This is a genomic window from Arthrobacter sp. FB24 (assembly GCF_000196235.1).
Taxonomy (GTDB): domain Bacteria; phylum Actinomycetota; class Actinomycetes; order Actinomycetales; family Micrococcaceae; genus Arthrobacter.
Genome location: NC_008541.1, coordinates 1,808,729 through 1,830,828 on the forward strand (window position 1 = coordinate 1,808,729; position 22,100 = coordinate 1,830,828).

18 protein-coding genes are annotated in these 22,100 nt (G+C 67.3%); 13 read left to right on the plus strand and 5 right to left on the minus strand.

Annotation, left to right across the window (positions count from 1 at the left end):
* Positions 1-226 precede the first annotated feature (226 nt).
* The 4 genes from ARTH_RS08235 to ARTH_RS08250 all read left to right on the plus strand — a co-directional run bounded on the left by ARTH_RS08235 (position 227) and on the right by ARTH_RS08250 (position 7,594).
* A complete protein-coding gene (locus tag ARTH_RS08235; RefSeq protein ID WP_011691482.1) occupies positions 227-1,825 on the plus strand; it encodes a cytochrome ubiquinol oxidase subunit I in 1,599 nt (532 codons plus the stop codon).
* A 19-nt stretch (positions 1,826-1,844) separates the two neighbouring features.
* Complete coding sequence (gene cydB / locus ARTH_RS08240; RefSeq protein WP_011691483.1) at positions 1,845-2,894, plus strand: cytochrome d ubiquinol oxidase subunit II; 1,050 nt, start codon at positions 1,845-1,847, stop codon at positions 2,892-2,894.
* A 6-nt stretch (positions 2,895-2,900) separates the two neighbouring features.
* Positions 2,901-6,494 carry a thiol reductant ABC exporter subunit CydD gene (gene cydD / locus ARTH_RS08245; RefSeq protein WP_011691484.1) on the plus strand — a complete coding sequence of 1,198 codons (3,594 nt, stop codon included), beginning with the start codon at positions 2,901-2,903 and terminating at the stop codon, positions 6,492-6,494.
* A 65-nt stretch (positions 6,495-6,559) separates the two neighbouring features.
* Positions 6,560-7,594: a GNAT family N-acetyltransferase gene (locus ARTH_RS08250; RefSeq protein WP_011691485.1), complete on the plus strand. Its 1,035-nt coding sequence runs from the start codon at positions 6,560-6,562 to the stop codon at positions 7,592-7,594.
* An 18-nt stretch (positions 7,595-7,612) separates the two neighbouring features.
* Here the strand turns inward: ARTH_RS08250 and ARTH_RS08255 are convergent, their stop codons facing one another.
* Both ARTH_RS08255 and ARTH_RS08260 read right to left on the minus strand, forming a co-directional pair.
* Positions 7,613-8,131: a DinB family protein gene (locus ARTH_RS08255; protein WP_011691486.1), complete on the minus strand. Its 519-nt coding sequence runs from the start codon at positions 8,129-8,131 to the stop codon at positions 7,613-7,615.
* A gap of 9 nt (positions 8,132-8,140) precedes the next feature.
* Entirely contained in the window at positions 8,141-10,639 is a 2,499-nt protein-coding gene (locus ARTH_RS08260; protein ID WP_011691487.1) for a DNA gyrase/topoisomerase IV subunit A, read from the minus strand.
* Between the two features lie 53 nt (positions 10,640-10,692).
* Between ARTH_RS08260 and ARTH_RS08265 the strand changes: the two genes are divergently transcribed.
* The 4 genes from ARTH_RS08265 (at position 10,693) to ARTH_RS08280 (ending at position 16,132) form a co-directional block, all read left to right on the plus strand.
* Complete coding sequence (locus ARTH_RS08265) at positions 10,693-13,398, plus strand: bifunctional acetate--CoA ligase family protein/GNAT family N-acetyltransferase (protein ID WP_011691488.1); 2,706 nt, start codon at positions 10,693-10,695, stop codon at positions 13,396-13,398.
* A 41-nt stretch (positions 13,399-13,439) separates the two neighbouring features.
* Entirely contained in the window at positions 13,440-14,180 is a 741-nt protein-coding gene (locus ARTH_RS08270; protein WP_011691489.1) for a DUF5998 family protein, read from the plus strand.
* A gap of 70 nt (positions 14,181-14,250) precedes the next feature.
* The gene (locus ARTH_RS08275) at positions 14,251-15,420 is read left to right on the plus strand and encodes an alkaline phosphatase family protein (RefSeq protein ID WP_232223648.1); all 1,170 of its coding nucleotides are present in this window, start codon (positions 14,251-14,253) and stop codon (positions 15,418-15,420) included.
* Positions 15,413-16,132 (plus strand): thymidine kinase, encoded by a 720-nt coding sequence (locus ARTH_RS08280; RefSeq protein ID WP_011691491.1) that lies wholly within the window; start codon positions 15,413-15,415, stop codon positions 16,130-16,132. The genes ARTH_RS08275 and ARTH_RS08280 overlap by 8 nt, the downstream gene beginning before the upstream one ends.
* Positions 16,133-16,223: 91 nt before the next feature.
* Here ARTH_RS08280 and ARTH_RS08285 read toward each other — a convergent pair whose 3' ends face one another.
* Positions 16,224-16,742, minus strand: a complete 519-nt coding sequence (locus ARTH_RS08285) for a flavodoxin domain-containing protein (RefSeq protein WP_043429650.1) — start codon at positions 16,740-16,742, stop codon at positions 16,224-16,226.
* A 98-nt stretch (positions 16,743-16,840) separates the two neighbouring features.
* Positions 16,841-18,319 carry a septation protein SepH gene (sepH, locus tag ARTH_RS08290; protein WP_043429652.1) on the minus strand — a complete coding sequence of 493 codons (1,479 nt, stop codon included), beginning with the start codon at positions 18,317-18,319 and terminating at the stop codon, positions 16,841-16,843.
* A gap of 357 nt (positions 18,320-18,676) precedes the next feature.
* On the opposite strand from sepH, the gene ARTH_RS08295 reads away from it, so the two are divergent.
* Complete coding sequence (locus ARTH_RS08295; RefSeq protein WP_011691494.1) at positions 18,677-18,976, plus strand: DUF4193 domain-containing protein; 300 nt, start codon at positions 18,677-18,679, stop codon at positions 18,974-18,976.
* A gap of 15 nt (positions 18,977-18,991) precedes the next feature.
* Here the strand turns inward: ARTH_RS08295 and ARTH_RS08300 are convergent, their stop codons facing one another.
* Entirely contained in the window at positions 18,992-19,480 is a 489-nt protein-coding gene (locus ARTH_RS08300) for a DUF3093 domain-containing protein (RefSeq protein WP_011691495.1), read from the minus strand.
* Positions 19,481-19,586: 106 nt separating this feature from the next.
* On the opposite strand from ARTH_RS08300, the gene dut reads away from it, so the two are divergent.
* The 4 genes from dut to ARTH_RS08320 all read left to right on the plus strand — a co-directional run bounded on the left by dut (position 19,587) and on the right by ARTH_RS08320 (position 22,099).
* On the plus strand, positions 19,587-20,135 hold the full coding sequence (dut, locus tag ARTH_RS08305; protein ID WP_011691496.1) for a dUTP diphosphatase: 549 nt from the start codon (positions 19,587-19,589) through the stop codon (positions 20,133-20,135).
* A 95-nt stretch (positions 20,136-20,230) separates the two neighbouring features.
* The gene (locus ARTH_RS08310; RefSeq protein ID WP_011691497.1) at positions 20,231-20,935 is read left to right on the plus strand and encodes a DUF3710 domain-containing protein; all 705 of its coding nucleotides are present in this window, start codon (positions 20,231-20,233) and stop codon (positions 20,933-20,935) included.
* Positions 20,928-21,320 carry a hypothetical protein gene (locus ARTH_RS08315; RefSeq protein WP_011691498.1) on the plus strand — a complete coding sequence of 131 codons (393 nt, stop codon included), beginning with the start codon at positions 20,928-20,930 and terminating at the stop codon, positions 21,318-21,320. The genes ARTH_RS08310 and ARTH_RS08315 overlap by 8 nt, the downstream gene beginning before the upstream one ends.
* Positions 21,317-22,099, plus strand: coding sequence for a DUF3159 domain-containing protein (locus ARTH_RS08320; protein ID WP_011691499.1), 783 nt, complete (start codon positions 21,317-21,319; stop codon positions 22,097-22,099). The genes ARTH_RS08315 and ARTH_RS08320 overlap by 4 nt, the downstream gene beginning before the upstream one ends.
* The last annotated feature ends 1 nt before the right edge of the window (position 22,100 follow it).

Genomic DNA, 22,100 nt, shown 5'->3' on the forward strand with positions numbered 1-22,100 from the left:
CGCGGAACGTAGTTCGAATACTTGAGTTCTAAATTTACCTCTTTTTGCAGATTCTTTCTACATGAGGTAGAACAATCGGCGCGCCGCACCCTTGCCACGGCCTGCGGCCGGTGGAACTGTTGGTTTACACTGCATGCCAAAGTGTTCTACACTCTGTAGAAGTTGGTCTTCTACGAAGCGTAGAAGACTTGGACTGATGAAAGCCTAGCCAAAAGTAGGGACTGCCTTGGACGCTTTGGAAATCGCACGCTGGCAATTCGGAATCACCACCGTTTACCACTTCATGATGGTCCCGCTGACCATCGGGCTGGGCCTCGTGGTGGCAGTCATGCAGACGGTCTGGTACCGCACCGGCAAGCCGGAGTACCTGCGCATGACCAAGTTCTGGGGGAAGCTCTTCCTTATCAACTTCATCATGGGCGTCGCCACCGGCATCGTGCAGGAGTTCCAGTTCGGGATGGCGTGGAGCGAGTACAGCCGCTTCGTCGGTGACGTGTTCGGGGCGCCGCTGGCGCTCGAGGCACTGCTGGCCTTCTTCGTGGAATCCACTTTCCTGGGGCTGTGGATCTTCGGCTGGAAGCAGCTCAAGCGTGGAGTCCACCTGGCCTGCCTCTGGATTGCCGTCGTGGGATCCGTGTTCTCCGCGTACTTCATCATCGTGGCAAACAGCTGGATGCAGCATCCCGTCGGCGTGGAAATGATCAACGGCCGCCCGGTCATGACTGACGCCTGGGCGGTCTTCACCAACAACACCGCCCTCGTCGCGGTACCGCACACCCTCTTCGGCGCCTTGGCCGTAGCCGGCGGCTTCCTGCTGGGCATTGCCTGGTACCACCTCTGGCGCCGGCGCCACGACGGCATCGACACCGTTGGCCCGGACGGCAAGGTCATTCCCGGCGAAGCGGACATCCCCGGCCGGGACAAGGCTGACCACAAGGTCTGGCTCCGCTCGCTGCGGATCGGCGCCGTCGTCGCCATGATTTCATTCGCCGGCACGGCCCTCACCGGCGACCTCCAAGGCAAGCTGATGTTCGAACAGCAGCCCATGAAGATGGCCGCGGCCGAGGCCGCGTGCCACGACGGCACCGGCTTCTCCGTCCTGAGCGTCGGCAACCTCGGTTCGAAGAACTGTGACGACATCGTCGCCGTCATCGAGGTTCCCGGGATCCTGTCCTTCCTCGCCAAGGGCGACTTCACCACCGAGGTGAAGGGCGTCAACAGCCTGCTGGACCAGTACAAGGCCGACTACGGAACCCACCTACCGGACAACCCCATCTACGGCGACCGGGCAGGGCAGGAAATCGAGTACGTTCCGGTCATGGAGGTGACCTACTGGGGCTTCCGGATGATGATCGGTTTCGGCGGCCTGGCTGCCCTCGCGGCACTTGTGGCCCTCTGGCTGACCCGCAAGGGCACCGTGCCGGCGTCGCGTGGACTGATGCGGCTCGCAGTATTCGGCATCATGGCACCGTTCGGCGCTAACGCGGCCGGCTGGATCTTTACCGAAATGGGACGCCAGCCGTTCGTGGTGGCGCCCAACCCCGACCCCAGTGGGATCGACCAGGTGTTCATGTTCACCGCCGCGGCTGTTTCACCGGGCGTTTCCGCCGGGGAACTGCTCACCTCCCTGGTGGTCCTGACCGCCGTGTATGCCGTGCTGCTGGTGGTGGAAGTGAAACTCCTCGTGAAGTACATCCGCGGCGGCGTCGTGTCCGCCATGCCCGAACTCGCCCACGCCCCGGCCGACGAAAACGAGGACGCCACACCCGGCCCCGGCACCGGGAAACCCGGCGGCTCCGACGACGTCCTGGCATTCGCCTACTAAGCGCAGAGGAAATTCGACAATGGAACTGCTGCCCACCATCTGGTTCATCGCCATCGCGGTGTTGTGGACGGGATACCTCTTCCTCGAAGGATTCGACCTCGGCGTCGGAATGCTGATGAAGCTCTTCGCCCGCAACAACACCGAACGCCGTGTCCTGCTCAATACGATCGGACCCGTCTGGGACGGCAACGAGGTCTGGCTGCTGACGGCCGGCGGTGCCACCTTCGCCGCCTTCCCGCTCTGGTACGCCTCACTGTTCTCCGCCCTCTACCTTCCCCTGCTGGTGGTCCTCGTGGCCCTCATCTTCCGTGCCGTGGCTTTCGAATACCGCGGCAAGGTGGACACCGACCGCTGGCGCGCAGTGTGGGACTGGGCCATTGCGGCCGGATCCCTCGTCGCTGCATTCGGCGTCGGTGCGGCGCTTGCGCTGACCACCACCGGGCTTCCCATCAATGCGAACGGTGACCGCGAGGGCGGACCGTTCGCCTGGTTCAGCGGTTACGCCGTCCTGGGCGGGCTTGCCGTTGTGTGCTTCTCCCTGCTGCACGCGCTGGCGTTCCTGGCACTGAAAACCGACGGTGACGTCAGGCACCGCGCCCGCAACTGGTTTGTCCGGCTCCTGCCCGTCCTCCTGCTCCCGATTGCCGGCTGGGCCATCAGCGTCCAGCTTCTCAGCGGCGAGGCCTGGACCATTGCGGCGGTTGCCGCTGCGGTTGTGGCCGCAGTGCTGGCCTGGCAATTCGGCCGGAACGGCCTGGAAGGGAAGGCGTTCCTGTCGCTGGGGGTGTTCCTGCTCCTCGGCAGCGCCTCAATCTTCGGTGCCGCCTTCCCGGTGGTGCTTCCCTCCACCATCAACGCGGACTTTGACCTGACCATTTCCAATGCCTCTTCCTCCGACTACACGCTGGGTCTGATGAGCATCGTGGCCTGTGTGGGACTGCCGCTGGTGTTGGCATACCAGGCTTGGACCTACTGGGTGTTCCGCCGCCGGGTCAGCGCCGCCCACATTCCGGAAGCCCACAGCTTCCTTCCTGCCATCGCCGCCAGGGCACTGGCCCCCAAAGACTAGGACCCCATGAGACCGCAGTTCCCGGCCGGCCCCGCAAACCGTCTCGCGCTCTATTGGCTGGGCCTCCTTGCGGCCCTCAAGGCATTGTCGCTGGTGCTCATGGCCCAGGCCGTGGCATCCGTCCTTGCCGGACTGGTCGCCCAGAACCCGGCCTGGGCCGAGCAGCTGGGTTGGGGAATGGCCGGAGTCGTCCTTCGGTCCCTGACGGTTTGGGCCCAGGGCGTGGCGTCCCGCCGGGCCGCCCTGGGGGTCAAGGAGGAACTGCGGACGGCCCTGCTGGAACGGGCGTTGAGGAACGGCACCCGTGCGGCGGGCCCCTCCGACGGCGGCCTGGCCATCCTGGCCACGCGGGGCTTGGACGCGCTGGACAGCTACTACACCCAGTTCCTGCCGGCCCTCGTCAACTGCGCCGCCGTCCCGCTCCTGCTTGGCGCCCGGATCCTGCTCGCCGACTGGGTCAGCGCGGTGGTGGTCGTGCTGACTGTGCCACTGGTTCCGGTCTTCATGGTGCTGATCGGCCGCTACACCGAAGACCGGGTGCGGATCGCGCAATCGGCCCTGGCCAGGTTGTCCGGCCACATGCTGGAACTGGCCAAAGGCCTGCCCGTGCTGGTGGGCCTGGGCCGGGCCACCGCCCAGCGGAAGGCACTGGAGGACATTTCCGAGCAGTACCGGTCCCGCACCATGGAAACCCTTCGGACAGCCTTCCTGTCCGCCCTCGCCCTGGAACTTATCGCCACGATCTCAGTCGCCGTTGTAGCCGTTTTCATCGGTGTTCGCCTGGTGCACGGGGACATGGCGCTTGAGGCCGGGCTGCTTGCCCTGATCCTGGCGCCGGACTGCTACCTGCCGCTGCGGGAACTGGGCACCGCCCACCACGCCAGTGACGACGGCCGTGTTGCCCTGGCCGAGGTCACCGCGGTCATGGACGCACCCGAAGTCCAGCCCCTGCAGCCGCAGGCCGGCATCGGTGCCGAAGACGGCCTGCTCCCCGGGAAATTGGCGTCCGACGGCGGCGCGGACCTTCCGGCGGTAACCGTCAGCAATCTTGTGGTGGTGTACGGCGGACGGATGGAGCCCGCCGTCGGGCCGCTCAGCTTTGACGCGCCCGCAGGGCGGATCACCGCCCTCGACGGCGCCAGCGGGGCGGGTAAGAGCACCATCCTGGGCGTCCTGGCGGGAACCGTGGGCACCGGCGGCGGTGCCGTGGTGGGCGGAAGCATTGCGGGGTTTTCGCCATCGAGGGTGGCGTGGGTGCCGCAGCATCCGGTCATGGTGGAGAAAAGCGTGCTGGCCGAGGTGCGGCTCTACCTGGGGGATGGTGCCGCCACAGCCTCTTCCGGCAGCAGCACTGCCGCCGCTGCACAACGCTGCCTCGAAGCAGCCGGAGCCGGCCATCTGGCCGGGAAGCACCCCGCCGAACTCAGCCCGGGGGAGCTGCGCAGGGTTGCCCTGGCGCGCGGCCTGGCCCGGATTGAGGCCGGCGCGTCGCTGCTGCTGCTGGACGAACCCACCGCCCACCTGGACCGTGAATCCGCCAACGTGGTCAACGAATCCATCCGGAAACTGCGCGGCCGGGCCACCGTCCTGCTGGTGGCGCACGACCGTCTCACCCGCGAACTGGCGGATCACCTGGTAGCCGTGGGCGCAGGCTCCGCAACGGCCCGGCCGGTTACTGACCCCGACAACGCTGCCGGGTTCCGGGAGGTCCCCGCAACAACGGCATCAGCGCCGGCAATGACGGCGCGGGCGGCGGAAGCCGGGGCGAAACAAGCCCCCGAACGCCGCACGCCAATCGGTACCCCCGCCGCTCCCGCCACCGGAACGCCCGCGGATGACGATAGGGCCGTCCCGGGACAATCCGGTGGCAACACGCCGGCCCGGATCTTCAGACTCCTGCAGCCGGAGTCCCTCAAATTCGGCTCAGCCGGCATCATGGGAGTCCTGGCAGCCCTCTTCGCCGTAGCCCTGGCGGGACTGTCCGGCTGGCTCATCATCCGGGCCAGCGAGCAGCCGCCCATCCTGTACCTCCTCACGGCCATCGTCGGCGTGCGGTTCTTCGGCATCGGCAGGGCGGTCCTGCGCTACACGGAGCGGCTCCTGCTGCACGATGCCGTCTTCGCCTCGCTCACCAGGCTCCGCGGCCGGCTGTGGGATTCGCTAAGCCGCCGGGCGCTGTCCCTGCGCCGCCTGTTGCAGGGCGGCAACGTGCTGGGCGCGGTGATCGACGACGTCGACACCGTCCGGGACCTGCTTCCCCGGGTGGTCCTGCCGCCCGTGACCGCAGTGGCAGTGGGCGCCTCAGCAGTGGCGGCCTCAGCCCTGCTGCTGCCGGCCGCGCTGCCGGCGGCCATCGCTGCAGCTCTGGTGTCCCTTGCTGCCGCACCGGCGGCGGCCCTCCTGGCGGACAGGATGTCCGCGCAGGCCGAGCAGCGGCTCCGTTCCGGGGTTCTGCGTGACGTTGCCGCAGCGCTGGATGCGCGGGCCGAACTGCACGCCAACGGAGTTGCGGGCCCGGTGCTGGCCGCCATCGGCGACGCCGACAAGGATGCAACAGCTGCCTCGCAGCGGTCCGCGTGGGCGGAAGGACTGGGCCAGGCGCTCACTGTCCTGGCCTGCGGCTCGGCGGCCCTGGCCAGTGCTGTGCTGGCCGGACCCGCGGTCATGGACGGCTCTGTGGCCCCGGCAACCGCCGCCGTCGTGGTCCTGCTGCAGTTGGCACTGGTGGATCCGTACGCCGCCATCACGACGGCGGTCCGCCAGTATCCGGCGCTCCGCCAGGTCCTGGACCGGATCAGCGAAGCGGGCGTTCTCGACGCTCCCGCTGCCGCGGACCCAGGCGCCAACGGTCCCCGGCAGGACGCATCCGGGCCGGCTGCCGGAACCGGCGGGCTGGAGCCGGTCGCATCACGCCCTGGCGGGCTGCCCGGCCTGGAGCTTCAGGCACTGTCCGCAGCGTGGCCTGGCAGCCCGGAGGTCTTCACCGGCGTCTCCGCAACGGCGGAACCCGGCCGCTGGCTGGCTGTGACAGGCGCCTCCGGATCCGGAAAATCCACCCTGCTCGCCGTGATGCTGGGGTTCCTGCCGCCGCATTCCGGCCGGCTGGCAGTCAGCGGACGGGCGGCCTGGTGTCCACAGGAGGCGCACCTCTTCGATTCCACCATCCGCGGCAACCTCATGCTGGGCCGCCCGGAGGGCGCGGCCGGCGACGCCGGACAGGACATGGCTGCCGCCCTGGCCGCCGTGGGGCTGGAGCCCCTGCTGCGCCGGCTGGAACATGGCGCCGACACCCGGATCGGGCCCGGCGGCGCGTTCCTGAGCGGCGGGGAACGTCAGCGGCTCGCTGTTGCCAGGACGCTCATGACCGGGGCGGATGTGATCCTGCTGGACGAACCCACCGCACACCTTGACGCTGAGGCGGGCAGGGAGATGCTGGCTGACCTTCGCAAGGGGCTCACCGGACGGACCGTGGTATTGGTCACCCACAATCCTGACGACATTGACCCGGCAGACCGCAGGCTGGACCTTGACGCAGTAGCGGACACCGGCGTCGTTCCCCGGCCCAGAGGCCACCGCGGGACGGTGACGAGCGTGCACTGACTGGACCATCCCGGCAAAGCGGGACGGTTCTGGCGCGGGCCGGGACCGGCCGCTAGCCTGTTGCCATGCTGAACGACGATGCGCCGATGCCCGGATCCTGGCGGACGTCCCTGGCCGGCGCGGGCATGGAGTGGCGTCCTGCGGCGGAGGGTGACATTGAGGCGTGGGCTGCCCTGATCGCCCGGACGGCCGAGGCGGAAAAGCCGGTGTGGTTCGAGCGGGCCGCCGACCTCGAGCAGATCCTGCAATCGAAAAAGAACCATCCCGCCGCCAACACCCTCCTGGTGCTGGATCTCGGGGCGGTTCCCCGGGCCTATGCCCGCATCACGAAAAACATGGACGGCGACAGAGCGTACGGCTTCGGCTGTGTCGACCCCGGCTGGCAGCGCCGGGGGATCGGGACGGCCTTGCTGGAATGGCTCAGCGAACGGACCGTCCGGCGCTTCGCCGAGGACAGCCCGGCCGGGGGCGGCGGCGCCGTCCCGCGGCTGCGGATCCATATGGAGCAGCAGCATGAGCACCAGCAGCAGTTGCTTCGCAAAGCCGGGTTCCGGGTGGTGCGCTATTACAACGAGATGCACCGGCACTTGGACGGAGTCCCACTTCCCGAGGTGCGGCTCGATGACGGGCTGGCCCTCGTGACCATGCGCCCGGAGCTCAGTGAAGGCGTCCGGCAGGCCCACAACGCCGCCTTCCGTGACCATTGGGGCAGCGAGCCGAGGGACGAGGAGTCCTGGGGTTTCACGATGAATGATCCGCAGGCCAGGCCCGACCTGAGCGCAGTGGTCCTGGACCGCGCGTCCGGGATCGTCGCGGGCTACCAGCTGGCCAGCCATGACCCGGACAGCGCGGTGTCCCGCGGATACAGCGAGGGCTACACGGATCTGCTGGGCGTCCGCCGCGAGTACCGCGGACGGGGCATCGCGCAGGCCCTGCTCGCTGACGCGATGCGGCGCTTTGCGGCGGCCGGGATGGACCGGGCATCCCTGGACGTCGACTCGGAGAATCCCACCGGCGCGCTCGCCCTCTACGAAAAGATGGGTTACGCCGCGGTCAACCGGAGCCTGGCCTGGGACAAGGAATTTCCCGTTCCCGGCTGACCCGGCGAGCTGCGAAGATCAGGCGTCGACGTCGTGCAGGTGATGGACGACGTCGTGCAGGAAGTACTGCGCGAGGGTCATTACCGTGAACTCCGAGCCGTTGCTCCGGAAGCCCTTCCGGCCCCATTCGTCCTCATGCACGCCGGCGAATGACTCCGCGATCTGTTCCCCCTCGGCGGTCAGTTCAGCACTGACGACGGCGGGGTCCGCATTGGCGTAGTCCTGCTCCACCGCAGTTTTGTCCTGGTCCCAGTTCTCGAACCGGGCGTTGTCTTCGGTGAGCATCAGGTTGAGCCGGTGGTCGAAAAGGCTGAAGACATCCCGGACGTGCGATGCGTACTCCAGCACGGACCACGTGGCGTCATCCGGGCGTTCCGCCACGTCCGGGCGGCGCAGTGCGGCCCGCCAGCGGGGAAGCATGTTGGAGACGCTCCCGGGAACCGTGGCCGGAGTGACCGTTGAGGCGTCGAAACCGCATTCCGGGCAGGCCCGGGTCAGCACCCAGGTCCAGTCCTTTTCGTCAGGGATGATAGGCATGCCAGTAGTCTAGGCCCAGGTCATGCTGGGCCCAATGGCGTCCACTGCCTGCGACAGCGGGATGCCGGAGCCATCCCGGCGGCCATGTTCCTGCGGAAGCGACCGCGCCACTCCAGCCAGCGAGGACGCCTTGGCCGGACCGTGTCCTGCCCAGGCGATAAGGAGGGTGTCTTCGCCCTTCAGGAACCGGTGCGCACGAACTCCCGCAGTGGCCCGGCCCTTGGGCGGGTACTCCGCGAACGCCGTCACCTTTCCGGCACCCGGAGCCGTGCCCGGCAGGGCGCCTTCGGTCCCGGACACCGTCACCACGACGGCGTCCTCGTCACCCGGGGCGACGGTGCCGAAGAACAGCACCTGGTCCCCGGCGCCCAGCTTGATTCCCGCCATGCCGCCCGCGGTGCGGCCCTGCGGACGGACATTTGCCGCGCTGAAGCGCAGCAGCTGGGCCTGTCGGGTCAGGAACACGAGGTCGACGTCGTCCGCCCCGGCGGGTTCTACGCCCACCACCGTGTCCTTGTCCTTGAGGGCAATGACTTCCCAGTCCTCGCGGTTGAGGGGATAGTCGGGCTGCACGCGTTTGACGATGCCCTGCGCCGTACCGATCGCCAGCACGGTGTCCAGCGGAGCGAACGCAACCAGCGTTTCGCCCTTCAGCAGCGTGATGAAGTCTTTGGCCGGGACGCCGCCGGCCAGGTTGGGAAGCCCCGACATCGGCGGGAGCACGGGCATGTCCATGACCTGGAGGCGCAGCATCCGGCCCAGTGACGTGACGGCGGCGATCTCGCCGCGCGCGGAGGTTTTCACCACCGACCGGAAGACGTCGTGTTTTGACCGCGGACCGGACTCGGTGAGCGGCTCCTGGTTGGAGGTCCGGGCGATCTGTCCGCTGGCGGTCAGGATGGCCCAGCAGGGGTCATCGGCTATTTCCAGTGCGAGGGGGGCAGCCTTCCCCTTGCCGCCGCGTGCAGCAGCCAGCGCGGCGACGGTGGGGGAGACCGCCTCGGACTCGAGGAGGACCGTCCGGCGGGGCGTGCCGTACTTCTCGGCGATTTCGCCAAGCTCGTCGGACACCAGTTCGCGCAGGCGCTGGTCCGAACCCAGGATGGCCTCCAGCTCCGCGATTTCACGCTTCAGCTGGTCCTGCTCTTTTTCGAGCTCGATCCGGGAGTACTTGGTCAGCTGCCGGAGCCGGAGTTCCAGGATGTAGTTCGCCTGGATTTCGGTGAGATCGTAGATGGACATGAGGCGTTCGCGGGCGGCGGAGACCTCGTCGGAGGACCGGATGATCTGGATGACCTCATCGATGTCAACGATGGCGATCAGGAGGCCCTCCACCAGGTGGAGGCGGTCCTTCTTCTTCTCCAGCCGGAAGGCCGTGCGCCGCCGCACCACGTTGATGCGGTGGTCGACATAGACGGAGAGGAGCTGCACCAGTCCCAGCGTCTGCGGCTGGCCGTCCACCAGGGTGACGTTGTTGATGCCGAAGGAATCTTCCATGGGCGAGTACCGGTAGAGCTGCTGGAGCACGGCGTTCGGATTGAAGCCGTTCTTCAGCTCGATGACCAGCCGCAGGCCGTGCTTGCGGTCCGTGAGGTCCACGATGTCGCTGATGCCGGTCAGCTTCTTGCCGTTGACGGCGTCCTTGATCTTCTCGATCACCTTCTCCGGGCCCACCATGTAGGGAAGCTCGGTGACCACCAGTCCGGTGCGGCGGGCGGACAGCTGTTCAACCTCCACCTTGGCGCGTGTCTTGAACGAGCCACGGCCCGTGGCGTACGCGTCGCGGATGCCGTCCAGTCCCACGATCCGTCCGCCGGTGGGCAGGTCCGGTCCGGGGACGAACCGCATGAGGTCCTCGAGGGTGGCCTCCGGGTTCGCAATCAGGTGCCTTGCAGCGGAGATGACCTCCACGAGGTTGTGCGGGGCCATGTTCGTGGCCATGCCGACGGCGATACCGGTGGCGCCGTTGACCAGCAGGTTGGGGAAAGCCGCGGGGAGGACATCCGGCTGGGTCAGCTGGTTGTCGTAGTTGGGGACAAAGTCCACCACGTCTTCGTCGAGGTGATCGGTGAGGCTGAGCGCTGCCGCCGCCAGGCGGGCCTCGGTGTACCGCGGGGCCGCCGGGCCGTCGTCGAGCGAGCCGAAGTTGCCGTGGCCGTCTATCAAAGGCAGCCGCAGCGAAAAGTCCTGCGCCATGCGGACCATGGCGTCGTAGATCGCCGTATCGCCGTGCGGGTGCAGCTTGCCCATGACTTCGCCCACCACGCGGGCGCTTTTCACGTGGCCACGGTCCGGACGCAGGCCCATCTCGCTCATCATGTAGAGAATGCGCCGCTGCACCGGCTTCAGGCCGTCGCGGGCGTCCGGGAGGGCCCGCGAATAGATGACCGAATAGGCGTACTCGAGGAACGAGCCTTCCATTTCCGACGTGACGTCGATGTCAACGATGTTCTCGGTGTAGTCCTGGACGGCGTCCCCTGCCGGGGCGGAACTTTGGCGGCGGGCCATGGGGCTGGTGGATCCTTAACGGTTTACTGGCGAATTTTAGCTAGGCTAAGCCTATGGTGGATCAGCCCGGGGACGGCGTATATCCGGAATATTGGGAAGCCGATGTCGTTCTGCGGGACGGCGGGACGGCTCATCTGCGCCCGATCCACCCCTCAGATGCCGACGCCGTGCAGGCTTTCCACACCGGCCAGTCGCAGAAGTCCATCTACATGCGGTTCTTCGCCTTCAAGGCGAGGCTCTCCAGCAAAGAGCTGAAGCGCTTCACGGAGGTGGACTATAAGGACCGGGTGGCGCTGGTGATCACCATTGGCGGCGAAATCCTGGGCATCGGCCGCTACGACCGGCTGGCCGATCCCGAAGAAGCCGAGGTTGCCTTCAATATAGCCGACGCCCACCAGGGCCGCGGCATCGGCTCCATCCTGCTGGAACACCTGGCCGCCGCCGCCCGCGAAAACGGAATCCGCAAATTCAGCGCCGAAGTGCTGCCGGAAAACCGCAAAATGCTGATGGTCTTCTCCGACGCCGGCTACGACGTCAAGAGGCATTTCGACGACGGCGTCGTGAGCCTCGAATTCAACATCGACCCCACCGAAAAGTCCCGGGCCGTGATGGAGGCACGTGAGCACCGCGCTGAGGCGCGAAGCATCCAGGAACTCCTGGCACCGTCGTCGGTCGCCGTGATCGGTGCCAGCCGCAAGTGGGGGACCGTCGGCTACCAACTGCTCGAACACATCATCGAAGGCGGCTTCACCGGGCCCGTGTACGCCATCAACCCCGAGGCGCTGGAACTTGCGGGCATGCTGTCCTTCGCGAGGCTCTCGGACGTGCCGGACCCCGTCGGGCTGGCCATCATCGCCGTCCCGTATGGAGAAGTCCCCAAGGTCGTGGCGGACTGCGCGGCCGCCGGAGTCAAGGGCGTGGTGGTGGCGACAGCCGGATACGCAGACGACGGCGAACGCGGGCTGGCCCGGCAACGCGAGCTGGTCCGCCAGGCCAGGTCCAACGGAATGCGCGTGATCGGTCCGGCGTCCCTGGGTATCGTCAACACCAACCCGGCCGTGTCCCTGAACGCGTCCATGGCTCCCAGCCTGCCGCGCCGGGGCGGCCTTGGCCTGTTCAGCCAGTCCGCCGCCATCGGAGTGGCGTTGTATGCGGCCTCCAGCCGGCGCCGGCTGGGCCTCTCCACCTTCCTTTCGGCCGGTAACCGGGCGGACGTCTCCGGCAACGACATGATGCAGTTCTGGGAGGACGACGCCGACACTGCCGCGGTGGGGCTCTACCTCGAATCCATCGGCAATCCGCGCAAATTTTCCCGTCTCGCCCGGCGCCTGGCCCGCACCAAACCCGTCATTGTTGCGAAATCGGATGCCATGGGCCTCCAGCTGCCCCCCGGGCATGCGGTGCGGACCACGCAGGCGCCCGCAGGCGCACTGGACGCGATGATGCGCCAGTCCGGGGTGATCCGGGTGGAAACAATCGAGCAGCTCATGGACGTCGCACAGATCGTCGCCGGCCAGCCGCTGCCCGCAGGGGCGGACATCGCCGTTTTCAGCAACTCCCGGGCGCTCGGCAAAGTGGTGGCGGACAGTGCCGCCGCCAACGGCCTCGGCGTTGAACGGATCGTCACCGACGTGGATCTCGACGCCGGCATGTCACTGGCGCTGCCGGCCCTCCGCGAGAGCCTGGCCGGGACGCTTGCCTCCGACTCCATCCACGCCGTCGTGGTGGCGCTGCTGCCGGCGCGCGGCCTGACCGTGGAAAAGATTGCCGGAGTCCTGGCGGAATGCTCCGCGACGGCCGGAAAACCGGTGGTCGCCGCCTTCACCGGGATCCTGGACCCGTCCGTCTACGTCGAGGGCATGGTGGGGGCCGAATCCGGGCAGGCTGAATCCGCAGGCGGATCAGTGCCGTGCTACTCCAACCCCGGGGCCGCCGTCGCAGCGCTCGCCGCCGTGGTCAAGTACGCCGACTGGGTGGACCGCGACCAGGGCCTGTTCGTGGAGCCGGAGGGCTGCGACCCGGAGAGTGTCAGGACGGAGCTGGAGGACATGCTGCATGACGTCCCCGGCGAACAGTTGGTGCGGCTTGACCCGGCCACGGCATCAACGCTGCTGGCCCATTACGGCATCCATGTTGTTCCCTCCGAAGGCTTTGAGACGCCGGACCAGGCTGTAGCGGCCGCGGAGCGGCTGGGCTGGCCCGTGGTGCTCAAGACCACGGACCCCGCACTTCGCCACCGGCTGGATCTGGGCGGCGTGCGGCTGGACATTCAGGACGCCGATTCGTTGCGGCGGAACATCGTTGAAATGCACCGCGCGCTGGCGCCGTACGGTTCACCGTCCATGGAAGTCCAGACGATGGCGCCGGTAGGGCAGGCCTGCACGTTCCGGGCGATCGAGGATCCGCTGCTGGGCCCGGTGGTTTCCTTCGGGCTGGCCGGTGATGCCGTGAACCTCCTGGAAGACTGGGCCCACCGGGTACCGCCGCTGTCCGGCGCCGATGTCCACGACTTCATCCGCGCGCCGCGCGCCGCCCGGAAACTGTTCGGCTACCAGGGCCTGCCCGCCGTGGATGTGGCGGCACTGGAGGACATCGCGGCGCGGTTGACCCGCCTCAAGGACAACCATCCCGAAATAGCGCTGATTGAGTTCAATCCCGTGCTGGCCGGCCAGCGGGGTGCATCGATCCTGGCGGCCGATGTCCGGATCGCGAACGCTGCCCAGCGGACCGACAGCGCCCGGCGTGCGATGCGCAGCTAGCACAGTTAGCAAGTGCCCAGCCGATCTGTGAAAATGGGGTAATGAGTCCCCAGCCTCCCACGTCGAAGCCGCAAGCACCCCGAACCGGTCACCAGGCCCCCCACAGCCCTAACGCGCATGACCACGGTGCCCAGGGCCAGAGCCTTGAAGGGGCCCTCCAGCAGGCAGGCTTCTACCCCCGGCTGGTCGCCGATGTTGTTGACGACGCACTGGACGGCCGCGACTGCATGGCGCATCTTGTGCACCTTGAGACCCACTTCGACCGGGCCGAAGTGCGCCGGCACATCACCGTGCTGGTGCTGACAGACGACATGCTGGTCATCGCCCACGTTGACGACCAGCAGCTGGACGAGGCCGGAGAACAGATCGTTGCGCAGATCTCCACCGAGTCGGTGCCCGTGGCGCAGATCCGCTCCGTGGTGCTGAGCTACATGTATGCCCAGCCGCAGAACTACAAGCCTTCCGACCCCGTCCGGGAACTCACTCTCTCCATCGCCTGGTCCGGGGGCCAGCGGCTGGACATGGGGCCCGCCAGCTGCGGTGATCCGCAGTGCGAAGCGGATCACGGCTACAGCGGCACCATCGCACAGGAAGACATTGTGTTGCGCATCAGCGCCGAAGCTGACGGTCTTCAGGCTGTCCAGGATGCCAAACTGTTCGCCCGGGCGCTTCGCGCCGTGAACACCGGTTCGCCGGCGCCCGTGCCGCACAGCCCCGTTCCCGCTCCGCGCCCCCGTACCGGTGTCTTCGGTAACCGCCTCAGCCGCGGGCACCAGCGCTGAGATGACGTCCGGGAACAACTCCGAACCGTCAGCCGTAGCCATCGTTGAAGGCACCTCCGTACCGTCGCTGATGCCCCCGGCGCCTGCCTTCGGCCAGCGCTCCATCGCCGAGGTCCTCACCAGCGCGGCAGCCAGCCTCGGGATCGAGGGTTTCGAGAACCGGTTGAAACTGCCTGCAGCCAAGCGGGTGTGCGTGGTCCTGGCCGATGGCCTGGGCCGGAGCCTGCTCAAGCAGAAGTCGGCGCACACCCCGTTCCTCCGGTCCGTGATGCAGCAGGGCCAAGGCTCCGTTCCGGTGGCGCTGGACTCCGCTTTTCCCTCCACCACGGCGTCCTCGCTCGCCAGTTTCGGGACGGGGCTCCCGGCCGGCCAGCACGGAATGGTGGGCTATGACGTCCTCGATCCCGGGCAGGACAAAGTGGTCAACATGCTGGGCAACTGGGATGCGGGCGTGGACCCCCGCGAATGGCAGCCGTTTCCCACGGTGTTCGAGCGCGCGGCCGCCCACACCGATGTGACCACCATCAGCCTTCCGCAGTTCGGCGCGTCGCCCATGACGCAGGCCGCGCTGCGGGGAGGCCGCTTCATCGCCGCCGCCACCCCGCACGCACGGACTGCCGCGGCGGCGGACGCCATGCTTGCCGCCGACAGCTCACTGATGTACTTCTACGTCAACGACCTGGACAAAGCCGGGCACCGTTACGGGTGCCAGTCGGCCCAGTGGGAACACCAGCTTGAAGAACTCGACGCCACCGTGAAGCGGCTGAACGCAACCCTTCCGCCGGGAACCACGGTCCTGCTGACGGCGGATCACGGCATGCTCGACGTCCCTGAATCACAGCGCCTCGACTATTCGTCCGAGCCGGCCCTCATCGCCGGAGTCCGGCACACAGCGGGGGAGCCGCGCATGGTCCACCTGTACCTAGAGCCGGACGCCGGTGAACAGGACCGGGCCAGGCTGATCGAATCGTGGCGGGATCGGTTCGGCGACAGGATCTGGGCGTTCACCCGGGACGAGGCCGTCGCCGCCGGGCTGTTCGGCGATGTCAGGCCGGAGGTCAGCGCGCGCATCGGAGACGTTATGATCGCCGCCCGGGATGCCCTTGCGTTCTACGACACCCGCCGCGTGCGTGCTGCCGCGTTGGACGTTGTTGGGCAGCACGGGTCGCTGACCAAAGCGGAGCGAGAGGTTCCGCTTCTTTGTTTCCAGGCCCAAGGCAGAAAGGGAGCGCGTGGCTGAACTTGTCTTCTTCTCCGGCACCATGGACTGCGGAAAATCCACCCTGGCCCTGCAGATGGATCACAACCACCGGGCCCGCGGACGCGGCGGTGTCCGGTTCAGCCGCAACGACCGGGCAGGCGGGGCAAGGATCTCCAGCCGGCTCGGACTGGAGACGGACTGCGTGGAGGTCCTGGACACCACGGATTTCTGGGACGAGGTCATTGAGCGCCGCACCCGCGGCCTCCGGGTGGACTACCTCATCTGTGACGAAGCCCAGTTCTACTCCCCGCTGCAGGTGGAACAGCTGGCCCGGATTGTGGACGAGATCGACGTCGATGTGTTTGCGTTCGGAATCAGCGCGGACTTCCGCACCCGGCTCTTTCCGGGATCGCAGCGGCTTATTGAGCTCGCGGACCGTGTCCAGGTCCTGCAGGTGGAAGCCTTGTGCTGGTGCGGACGCCGCGCCACCCATAACGCCCGCACCGTTGACGGCGTCATGGTGACCGAAGGGGCGCAAGTGGTGGTGGGCGACGTCGACATGGCCGGAGACCCGGCCTCCGCCTCAGCGGATCACGCCCCCGTAGTCGGCTACGAGACGTTGTGCCGGCGGCATTTCATGCGGCGGGTCACGGCCCACGGAGCCAATGTCATGGCCCAGCAGGACCAGTTGCTGCCGTTCGAGGTGGACGCCTGCCTGTGGCACGGCTCCGGGGAAACCCGGCACAGCTGACCAAGCACGGCAGTGCCTCGGAAGCAAGAAGCATCTCCTGGCTGATATGGGTGGATCCCTGACGCCGGCCCCACAGTTGCGAAGACGGCCTTCACCGGGCAGGTTTTTTGAGTTGGTCAGTGATCTCATCCGTCCAGGCGTCCACAGCCGCCCAGTCCCGCAAATCCCCGAATCGGCCGCCCGTGAGCCGGAACACCAGCCGGAGCAGTGCCGGCATCTGGGCGGCCTCGTAGACGCCGGAGAAGAGTCTGTGGCCCCGAAGCGGAATGTCCCGTGAGAGAACTCCGGCCAGACGTGCCTGTTGTAGCGCCGCACCCCGCTTGCGGAACGGTTTCGGCAGGGCATCCGCCATCCCCACGCTGAAGGCCCACACGGGTCGTTTGGCCAGCTCGGGCGCATGGCGTGCGAGGAAGGATGCAGCAGGGGGGAGCCACGCCTGGTTGTGGATGGCGCTTCCGACGACGACAGCCTTGTAGCCGGCGACAGACTCGACTTCCTCCACGGACCGGCACTCAACCTCGCCGAGTCCCGCCGCCATTCGGGTCGCCACCCGTTGAGCGATCTCCCGGGTGGAACCCATCGCGCTCGCGTAAGCGATGAGAACGGTCACGATGAGGCCTCCTGCCCTCCGTTCTCCAGTCTCATGGAAACTCGGCTGGCGGGAAGGTGCCATAAGGCCCTATGCGGGCTCAGGCAGGGCGGAACGGCTTAGTCGCCGCGTGCGCCGAAAACTATTTCATCCCAGCTGGGCACGCTGGAGCGTTTGGGCTTTGAAGGCTGCCGTTCCGGCTGATCGGCTTCCCGGTCGTTCCGGGCGGCGTCGTTCCTGGCAGTGTCACTCCGGGCAGCGTCATTCCTGGCGGCGGCCGGTGCATCCTCCCGGGGGCGGCGGGGGCTCCCGCCTCCCAGCAGTTCATCCAGGCCCACGTTCGGCGCGGATTCGCGGTTCCAGCCGGACTGTCGGGCGGGCGCCGTTTCCCTCACGGGAGCGGATTCTGCGCCGGGGGCTTCATCGCGCTGCGGGCCGCCGGGTGCTTCCGGCATGCTGCCGGACTCTTCGGCGGTTTGTTCGTCCTGGCCCGTCACCGGGCGCAGCGGTGAGGCCACGATGGTGATTTCACGGGTTTCCGTGCTGACGCCGTCGTGGAGTTTCAGCCGTTCATCGTCGTCGCCGGTGTGCCGGGGAGCCAGGCTCAGGCGGGACAGCATGGAGGCTCGCATCTCACGCTTGCGGGTGAAAGAATCTCCCTGGGCGGCAGGTGCAGCGGCTTCTTCGCCGTTTTCCGCCCCGGCCGCACTCTCGTCTGCCTCGGGTTCGCCGGCTACTTCGGACGGACGCGGATGGGCCGCCGGAACACCGTTGGTGAGGAGCATAGCCAAGGCGTCGTCGCCGTCTTCGTCTACGCCCAGCCGTTGGCCGCGGCGTGACCGCAGCATGTCGAGCAGGCCGTCCGGGTCCTTTCCGGGCTGGCCGGACGCCGTCCGCGCGGCCGCTGCCTCTGCGTCCGTCTCAAAGTCGAACGGGCGATCGGAAACCGCTGACAGGCGGCGGGCAGGTACCGGTCCGTCGAGCGGTTCCAGCTCGCTGAGCTGCTGCGCCCAGCGGTTGGCGTTTTGCAGCGACTTGCGCGCAGGACTGAACGTCCACATGGCCGGCGGTTCCTCGCCGATGCTGGTGTGTCGGCCGGGATTGGTCTCGAAGCGGGCAACCACTGTCCACGTACCGTCCGGGCGCCGCCAGGAGTCCCATTCGACGGTGGAGGACTCGATGCCGTGGGCGTTGAGCCGGTGAGCCACCATGTCACCGAGCGTGGCGGGGTTGTCCCCGAAGGCGGAGCGGTAGACGTCGTGGCCCGGTGCCGGCGAGGCCACTTCGATTTTTCTGGCCTGCTGTGCCACGTAGTCGCGTTCAGCCAGCACAGGGCCCTCATAACGCTGGACCTTGGCCAGGGGAATGCCTGAGAGTTCTGATACCTCGGCGGCCGTTGCACCGCCTCTGATGCGCGCCTGGATGTCCCGCGGGGACATGGCGACGGGCGCCACCGAAGCGGCAACTTTCGCCGGAGAGCGGCTGGCCGCGAGCCGGAGAGCTTCGTCGATCGGCAGCTGGAACATCTCGCCGCCGGTGCCGCTCAACAGGAGATGCTCTCCGTCGTCGTGGACGCCTACAAGCCGTAGATCCTGCATACAAATCCTCCACCCTGGCATTACTGACATTCGAAACTCTGCCACCCGGCAGTAGCTTTTCCGGGGAGGGGAGAGGGCGCGCCGCGATATTCCGCGACTTTCCGGGGTTTCCTGTGCCCCTGGCCTGCCTGCGTTCCGTCCTGATCAGGCGTTCGCCGGGAATCCACCGAGGAAGCTCTCGCTTTCAAGGACCGCCTGGGGAAAAATGGGCGCCTGAGCCGGGCACAAAACCAGGCCACCCGGCGTTTACATCGGTGAACCGGACCGCGGACCACCCAGCGGGAGCCAACGCTCCCGAAGCGCAGTACCCCCGAACCGGCGAACCCACCGAACAAAGCGGAGTGTGAACAGAAACTAATGGCGACAGATTACGATGCGCCGCGGAAGTCAGAAGAGGAACTGAACGAGGATTCCATCGAGGAACTGAAGACCAGGCGCGCGGACAAACCGACGGCGGTAGTGGATGAAGACGAATCCGACCTGGCCGAAGGCTACGAACTGCCGGGTGCGGACCTGTCCGGCGAGGAACTCCTGGTACGCGTCCTGCCGGCCCAGGCGGATGAATTCACCTGCTCGTCATGCTTCCTGGTCCGTCACCGCTCACAGATCGCCCGGGAAAAGGACGGCCTGCTGTTCTGTAAGGATTGCGAGGGCTGACAGCCGGGGTTGTCCTCAAGCCTTGGTCAGTGCGGCCGCCAGTTGCGCCGGGCGCCGTGTGGAAGCCAGCCAGTAGGGAGTCGGATCGGAAGGGTCGGTGATCTCGATCCTCACCACCGGGTCCACCCAGCCGCGGATGCATAGGTATGCCAGTCCGTTCAGGCGCGGGCCGCGCTCAGCCGTCGCGTCCTTCCCGCTAAACGGGGTCACACTGCCTACATAGCGACGCTCGATAGTGGCCCGTCCCACCTGCAGCGTGTCCGCCGTCACCGTGATGGAGGGCGTGGACAGGACCAGCAGCACCGTGATGATGGCGAACAGCACCAGCGCCGCCGTGATGCCGGCCGTCATGCTGATCGGGGCGAAAACAAGGATGCCGGCGCCGGACAGCCCGGCCGCCACCAGCCAGATCCACGGACTGGGGCGGAGCTTCTCGCTGTATACAACGGTTGTTCCGCGGGGTGTGCTGTTGGGGGCAGGCACAGCTGCACTAGATTCCGGCATAGGCCCAGCTTTCCACTTTTCCCGGGGTATTTCACCTTGGCCGGGCGCCCGACGGCGCCAGCCGCGGCTAGGCCCCGACGCGCCGCTGGCGTTAGAGTGAATGACTGTGACTGAAGAAACTGCAGCCGTGAGTACTTTGCCGTCGGACTCCCCGGAGGGCAGCGCCGCCGCCTACGGATCGCCCACGCTGTCCGTACAGCTGAAAATGCTCGACGCCGGCCTCGAAGCCCCGTCCTACGCCCATCCCGGCGACGCCGGAGCCGACTTGCGGGCCCGAGAGGATGTGGTCCTCGAACCGGGTGAACGCCGGCTGGTGCCCACCGGAGTCTCGATCGCCCTGCCGAACGGTTTCGTCGCACTTATCCACCCGCGTTCCGGGCTCGCCACCAAGCACGGACTGACAGTGGTCAACGCCCCCGGAACGGTCGATGCCGGATACCGCGGAGAGATCGCCGTGACGCTGCTGAACACGGACCGGGAGAAGTCCATTGAGCTTCGTCGCGGCGATAGAATTGCACAGATGGTCATTCAGCGCGTGGAGTACGCACAGTTTGTGGCCGTTGCGGAATTGAGCGACTCGGTCCGCGGTGACGGCGGCTTCGGTTCCACCGGCGGATTCGGTGTGGCCGGCGGCGTCGCTACACCTCAGGCCTAGCCGCCGCGAGCCGCCCCGCTGTGCCGGTGCTGCATGGCTTACCGCGCGGCCCAGGTGGTACGGCGGGACAAGATCACAACTAAGGAGACAACCCGATGGTTTTTGGGCGTGGCAAGAAGGCCAAGAAGGACCAGGCAGCAGAGCCCGGGGAAAGCCTGGAAACTGCAGACTCCGCTGAGGAGAACACCGGCCGGAAAGCCACGGGGCCTTTTGACGTCTCGGAAATCGACGGCACCGACGGCTACGTGGACCTCGGCGCCCTGCTGATTGCACCGCGGGAAGGCCTCCAGCTGCGGCTCGAGATTGAGGAAGCCACGCAGCGGGTCGTCGCCGTCACTATGGACCTTGACGGTTCGAGCCTCCAGCTCCAGGCCTTCGCTGCCCCGCGCACCGAGGGACTCTGGGACGAGATCCGTGAACAGATCGGGCAGTCCGTGGGAAGCCAGGGCGGTCAGGTCGAAGAGATCCCCGGTGTTTTCGGCACCGAACTCGTGGCTAAGCTTCCGGCAGGAACCGCCGACGGCGCGGGCGGCTACCGCGTAGCCCGCTTCATCGGCGTCGACGGTCCCCGCTGGTTCCTCCGCGGCGTATTGGGCGGCGAAGCTGCCTTGGACCGCGACGCCGCCGCGAACCTTGAATCCCTGTTCCGGCAGATCGTCGTGGTCCGGGGCGAGAGCCCGATGCCCCCGCGCGACCTGCTCCAACTCCGCCTGCCGAAGGATTCCGCTCCTGCACCGCAGCAGGGCGCACCGGAATTCGAGCAGCCCGAGCGCGGACCGGAGATCACCCAGATTGGCTGATCCGGCCGGCGAATATCCCCGGCCCGAACTTTCCATTAGTGGATTGCCGGACCGTGGACGGGTGCTGTGCCGCGGCTTCATAGAGTCCGTCACGTACGTTCCGGCCGCCCAGATTGCCACGTTCACCGCGATCGTCACGGACCATGACCTCCCGCGCACCAAGGGCGGACTTGCCCCGGTTGCCGCGGAACCGCCGTCGGCCCGTAAGCCCGGCGGATCGGGCCGGCGCGACCGGCTGCGGGTCGTGTGGCTGGGCCGGCGGCGGGTACCCGGTGTCGACCCGGGCTGCGAACTCCGGCTCGAAGGCATGCTCACAGTGCGCGACGGCCTCCCCACGATGTTCAATCCCCGCTACGAAATACTGTCCCGCCAGGAGAACGAATGACGACGTCCGAGAACCCGGACCCCGCTGCGGGCCCGGGCAAGCCGCGGCCCACCCCGGAACCGCCTTCCGTGGCCGACCTTGCAGAAGGCTACGCCGTGAAGGCCGGCCTGCACCGGTCCAAGGACGGCAGCATCGACGTAGTCAAGAGCGCAGGCGGCGTCCAGGGCATCGCGGAGAGCATCGTCCCGGGACTCGTCTTCCTCGTGGCGTTCACCATCACCCGCGAGCTCACCCTGTCCTTGATAAGTGCGCTCGCTGCGGCGGCCGCATTCACTGTTGCCCGCCTCGTCCAACGGCGGCCGCTGACACAGGCGCTGGCCGGGATCGCCGGCGTCGGAATTTCCGCCTGGCTCGCGAACACCACCGGTAAGGCACAGGACTTTTACGTTCCGGGGTTCTTCACCAATGCGGCCTACATTGCCGGAATGGTGGTGTCCATCGCGCTCCGCTGGCCCGTCGCAGGCCTGCTGTTCGGTTTTATCCGGAACGAGGGCCTGGACTGGCGCAAGGACCCGGCCCGCGTCAGGGCCTACCGCCTGGGCACGTGGGTGATCGTGGGTGTCCTGGCCCTGCGGCTGCTGGTCCAGGTGCCGCTGTACCTCCTCGGCGAACAGGGACTGGCCGGCCTCGCCACCACCAGGCTCATCATGGGTGCCCCGCTGTACATCCTGGGGATCTGGGTGGCATGGCTCATCACCAGGCCGGCAGTTCCGGTGGAGCCCAAGGCGCCGGCGGACCCGGGCGCACGTCCGCAGCCCGGACCTCCGCCGCTGCCTTAGC

Excerpts from the sequence above, each read along its gene's own strand:
- ARTH_RS08270 (WP_011691489.1), top strand. The coding sequence starts at position 13,440 with ATGAGTCCCCAGCCTCCCACGTCGAAGCCGCAAGCACCCCGAACCGGT.
- ARTH_RS08320 (WP_011691499.1), top strand. The coding sequence starts at position 21,317 with ATGACGACGTCCGAGAACCCGGACCCCGCTGCGGGCCCGGGCAAGCCG.
- ARTH_RS08265 (WP_011691488.1), top strand. The coding sequence starts at position 10,693 with ATGGTGGATCAGCCCGGGGACGGCGTATATCCGGAATATTGGGAAGCC.
- ARTH_RS08300 (WP_011691495.1), bottom strand. The coding sequence starts at position 19,480 with ATGCCGGAATCTAGTGCAGCTGTGCCTGCCCCCAACAGCACACCCCGC.
- cydB (WP_011691483.1), top strand. The coding sequence starts at position 1,845 with ATGGAACTGCTGCCCACCATCTGGTTCATCGCCATCGCGGTGTTGTGG.
- ARTH_RS08275 (WP_232223648.1), top strand. The coding sequence starts at position 14,251 with ATGCCCCCGGCGCCTGCCTTCGGCCAGCGCTCCATCGCCGAGGTCCTC.
- ARTH_RS08255 (WP_011691486.1), bottom strand. The coding sequence starts at position 8,131 with ATGCCTATCATCCCTGACGAAAAGGACTGGACCTGGGTGCTGACCCGG.
- ARTH_RS08310 (WP_011691497.1), top strand. The coding sequence starts at position 20,231 with ATGGTTTTTGGGCGTGGCAAGAAGGCCAAGAAGGACCAGGCAGCAGAG.
- ARTH_RS08250 (WP_011691485.1), top strand. The coding sequence starts at position 6,560 with ATGCTGAACGACGATGCGCCGATGCCCGGATCCTGGCGGACGTCCCTG.
- ARTH_RS08295 (WP_011691494.1), top strand. The coding sequence starts at position 18,677 with ATGGCGACAGATTACGATGCGCCGCGGAAGTCAGAAGAGGAACTGAAC.
- ARTH_RS08260 (WP_011691487.1), bottom strand. The coding sequence starts at position 10,639 with ATGGCCCGCCGCCAAAGTTCCGCCCCGGCAGGGGACGCCGTCCAGGAC.
- sepH (WP_043429652.1), bottom strand. The coding sequence starts at position 18,319 with ATGCAGGATCTACGGCTTGTAGGCGTCCACGACGACGGAGAGCATCTC.
- cydD (WP_011691484.1), top strand. The coding sequence starts at position 2,901 with ATGAGACCGCAGTTCCCGGCCGGCCCCGCAAACCGTCTCGCGCTCTAT.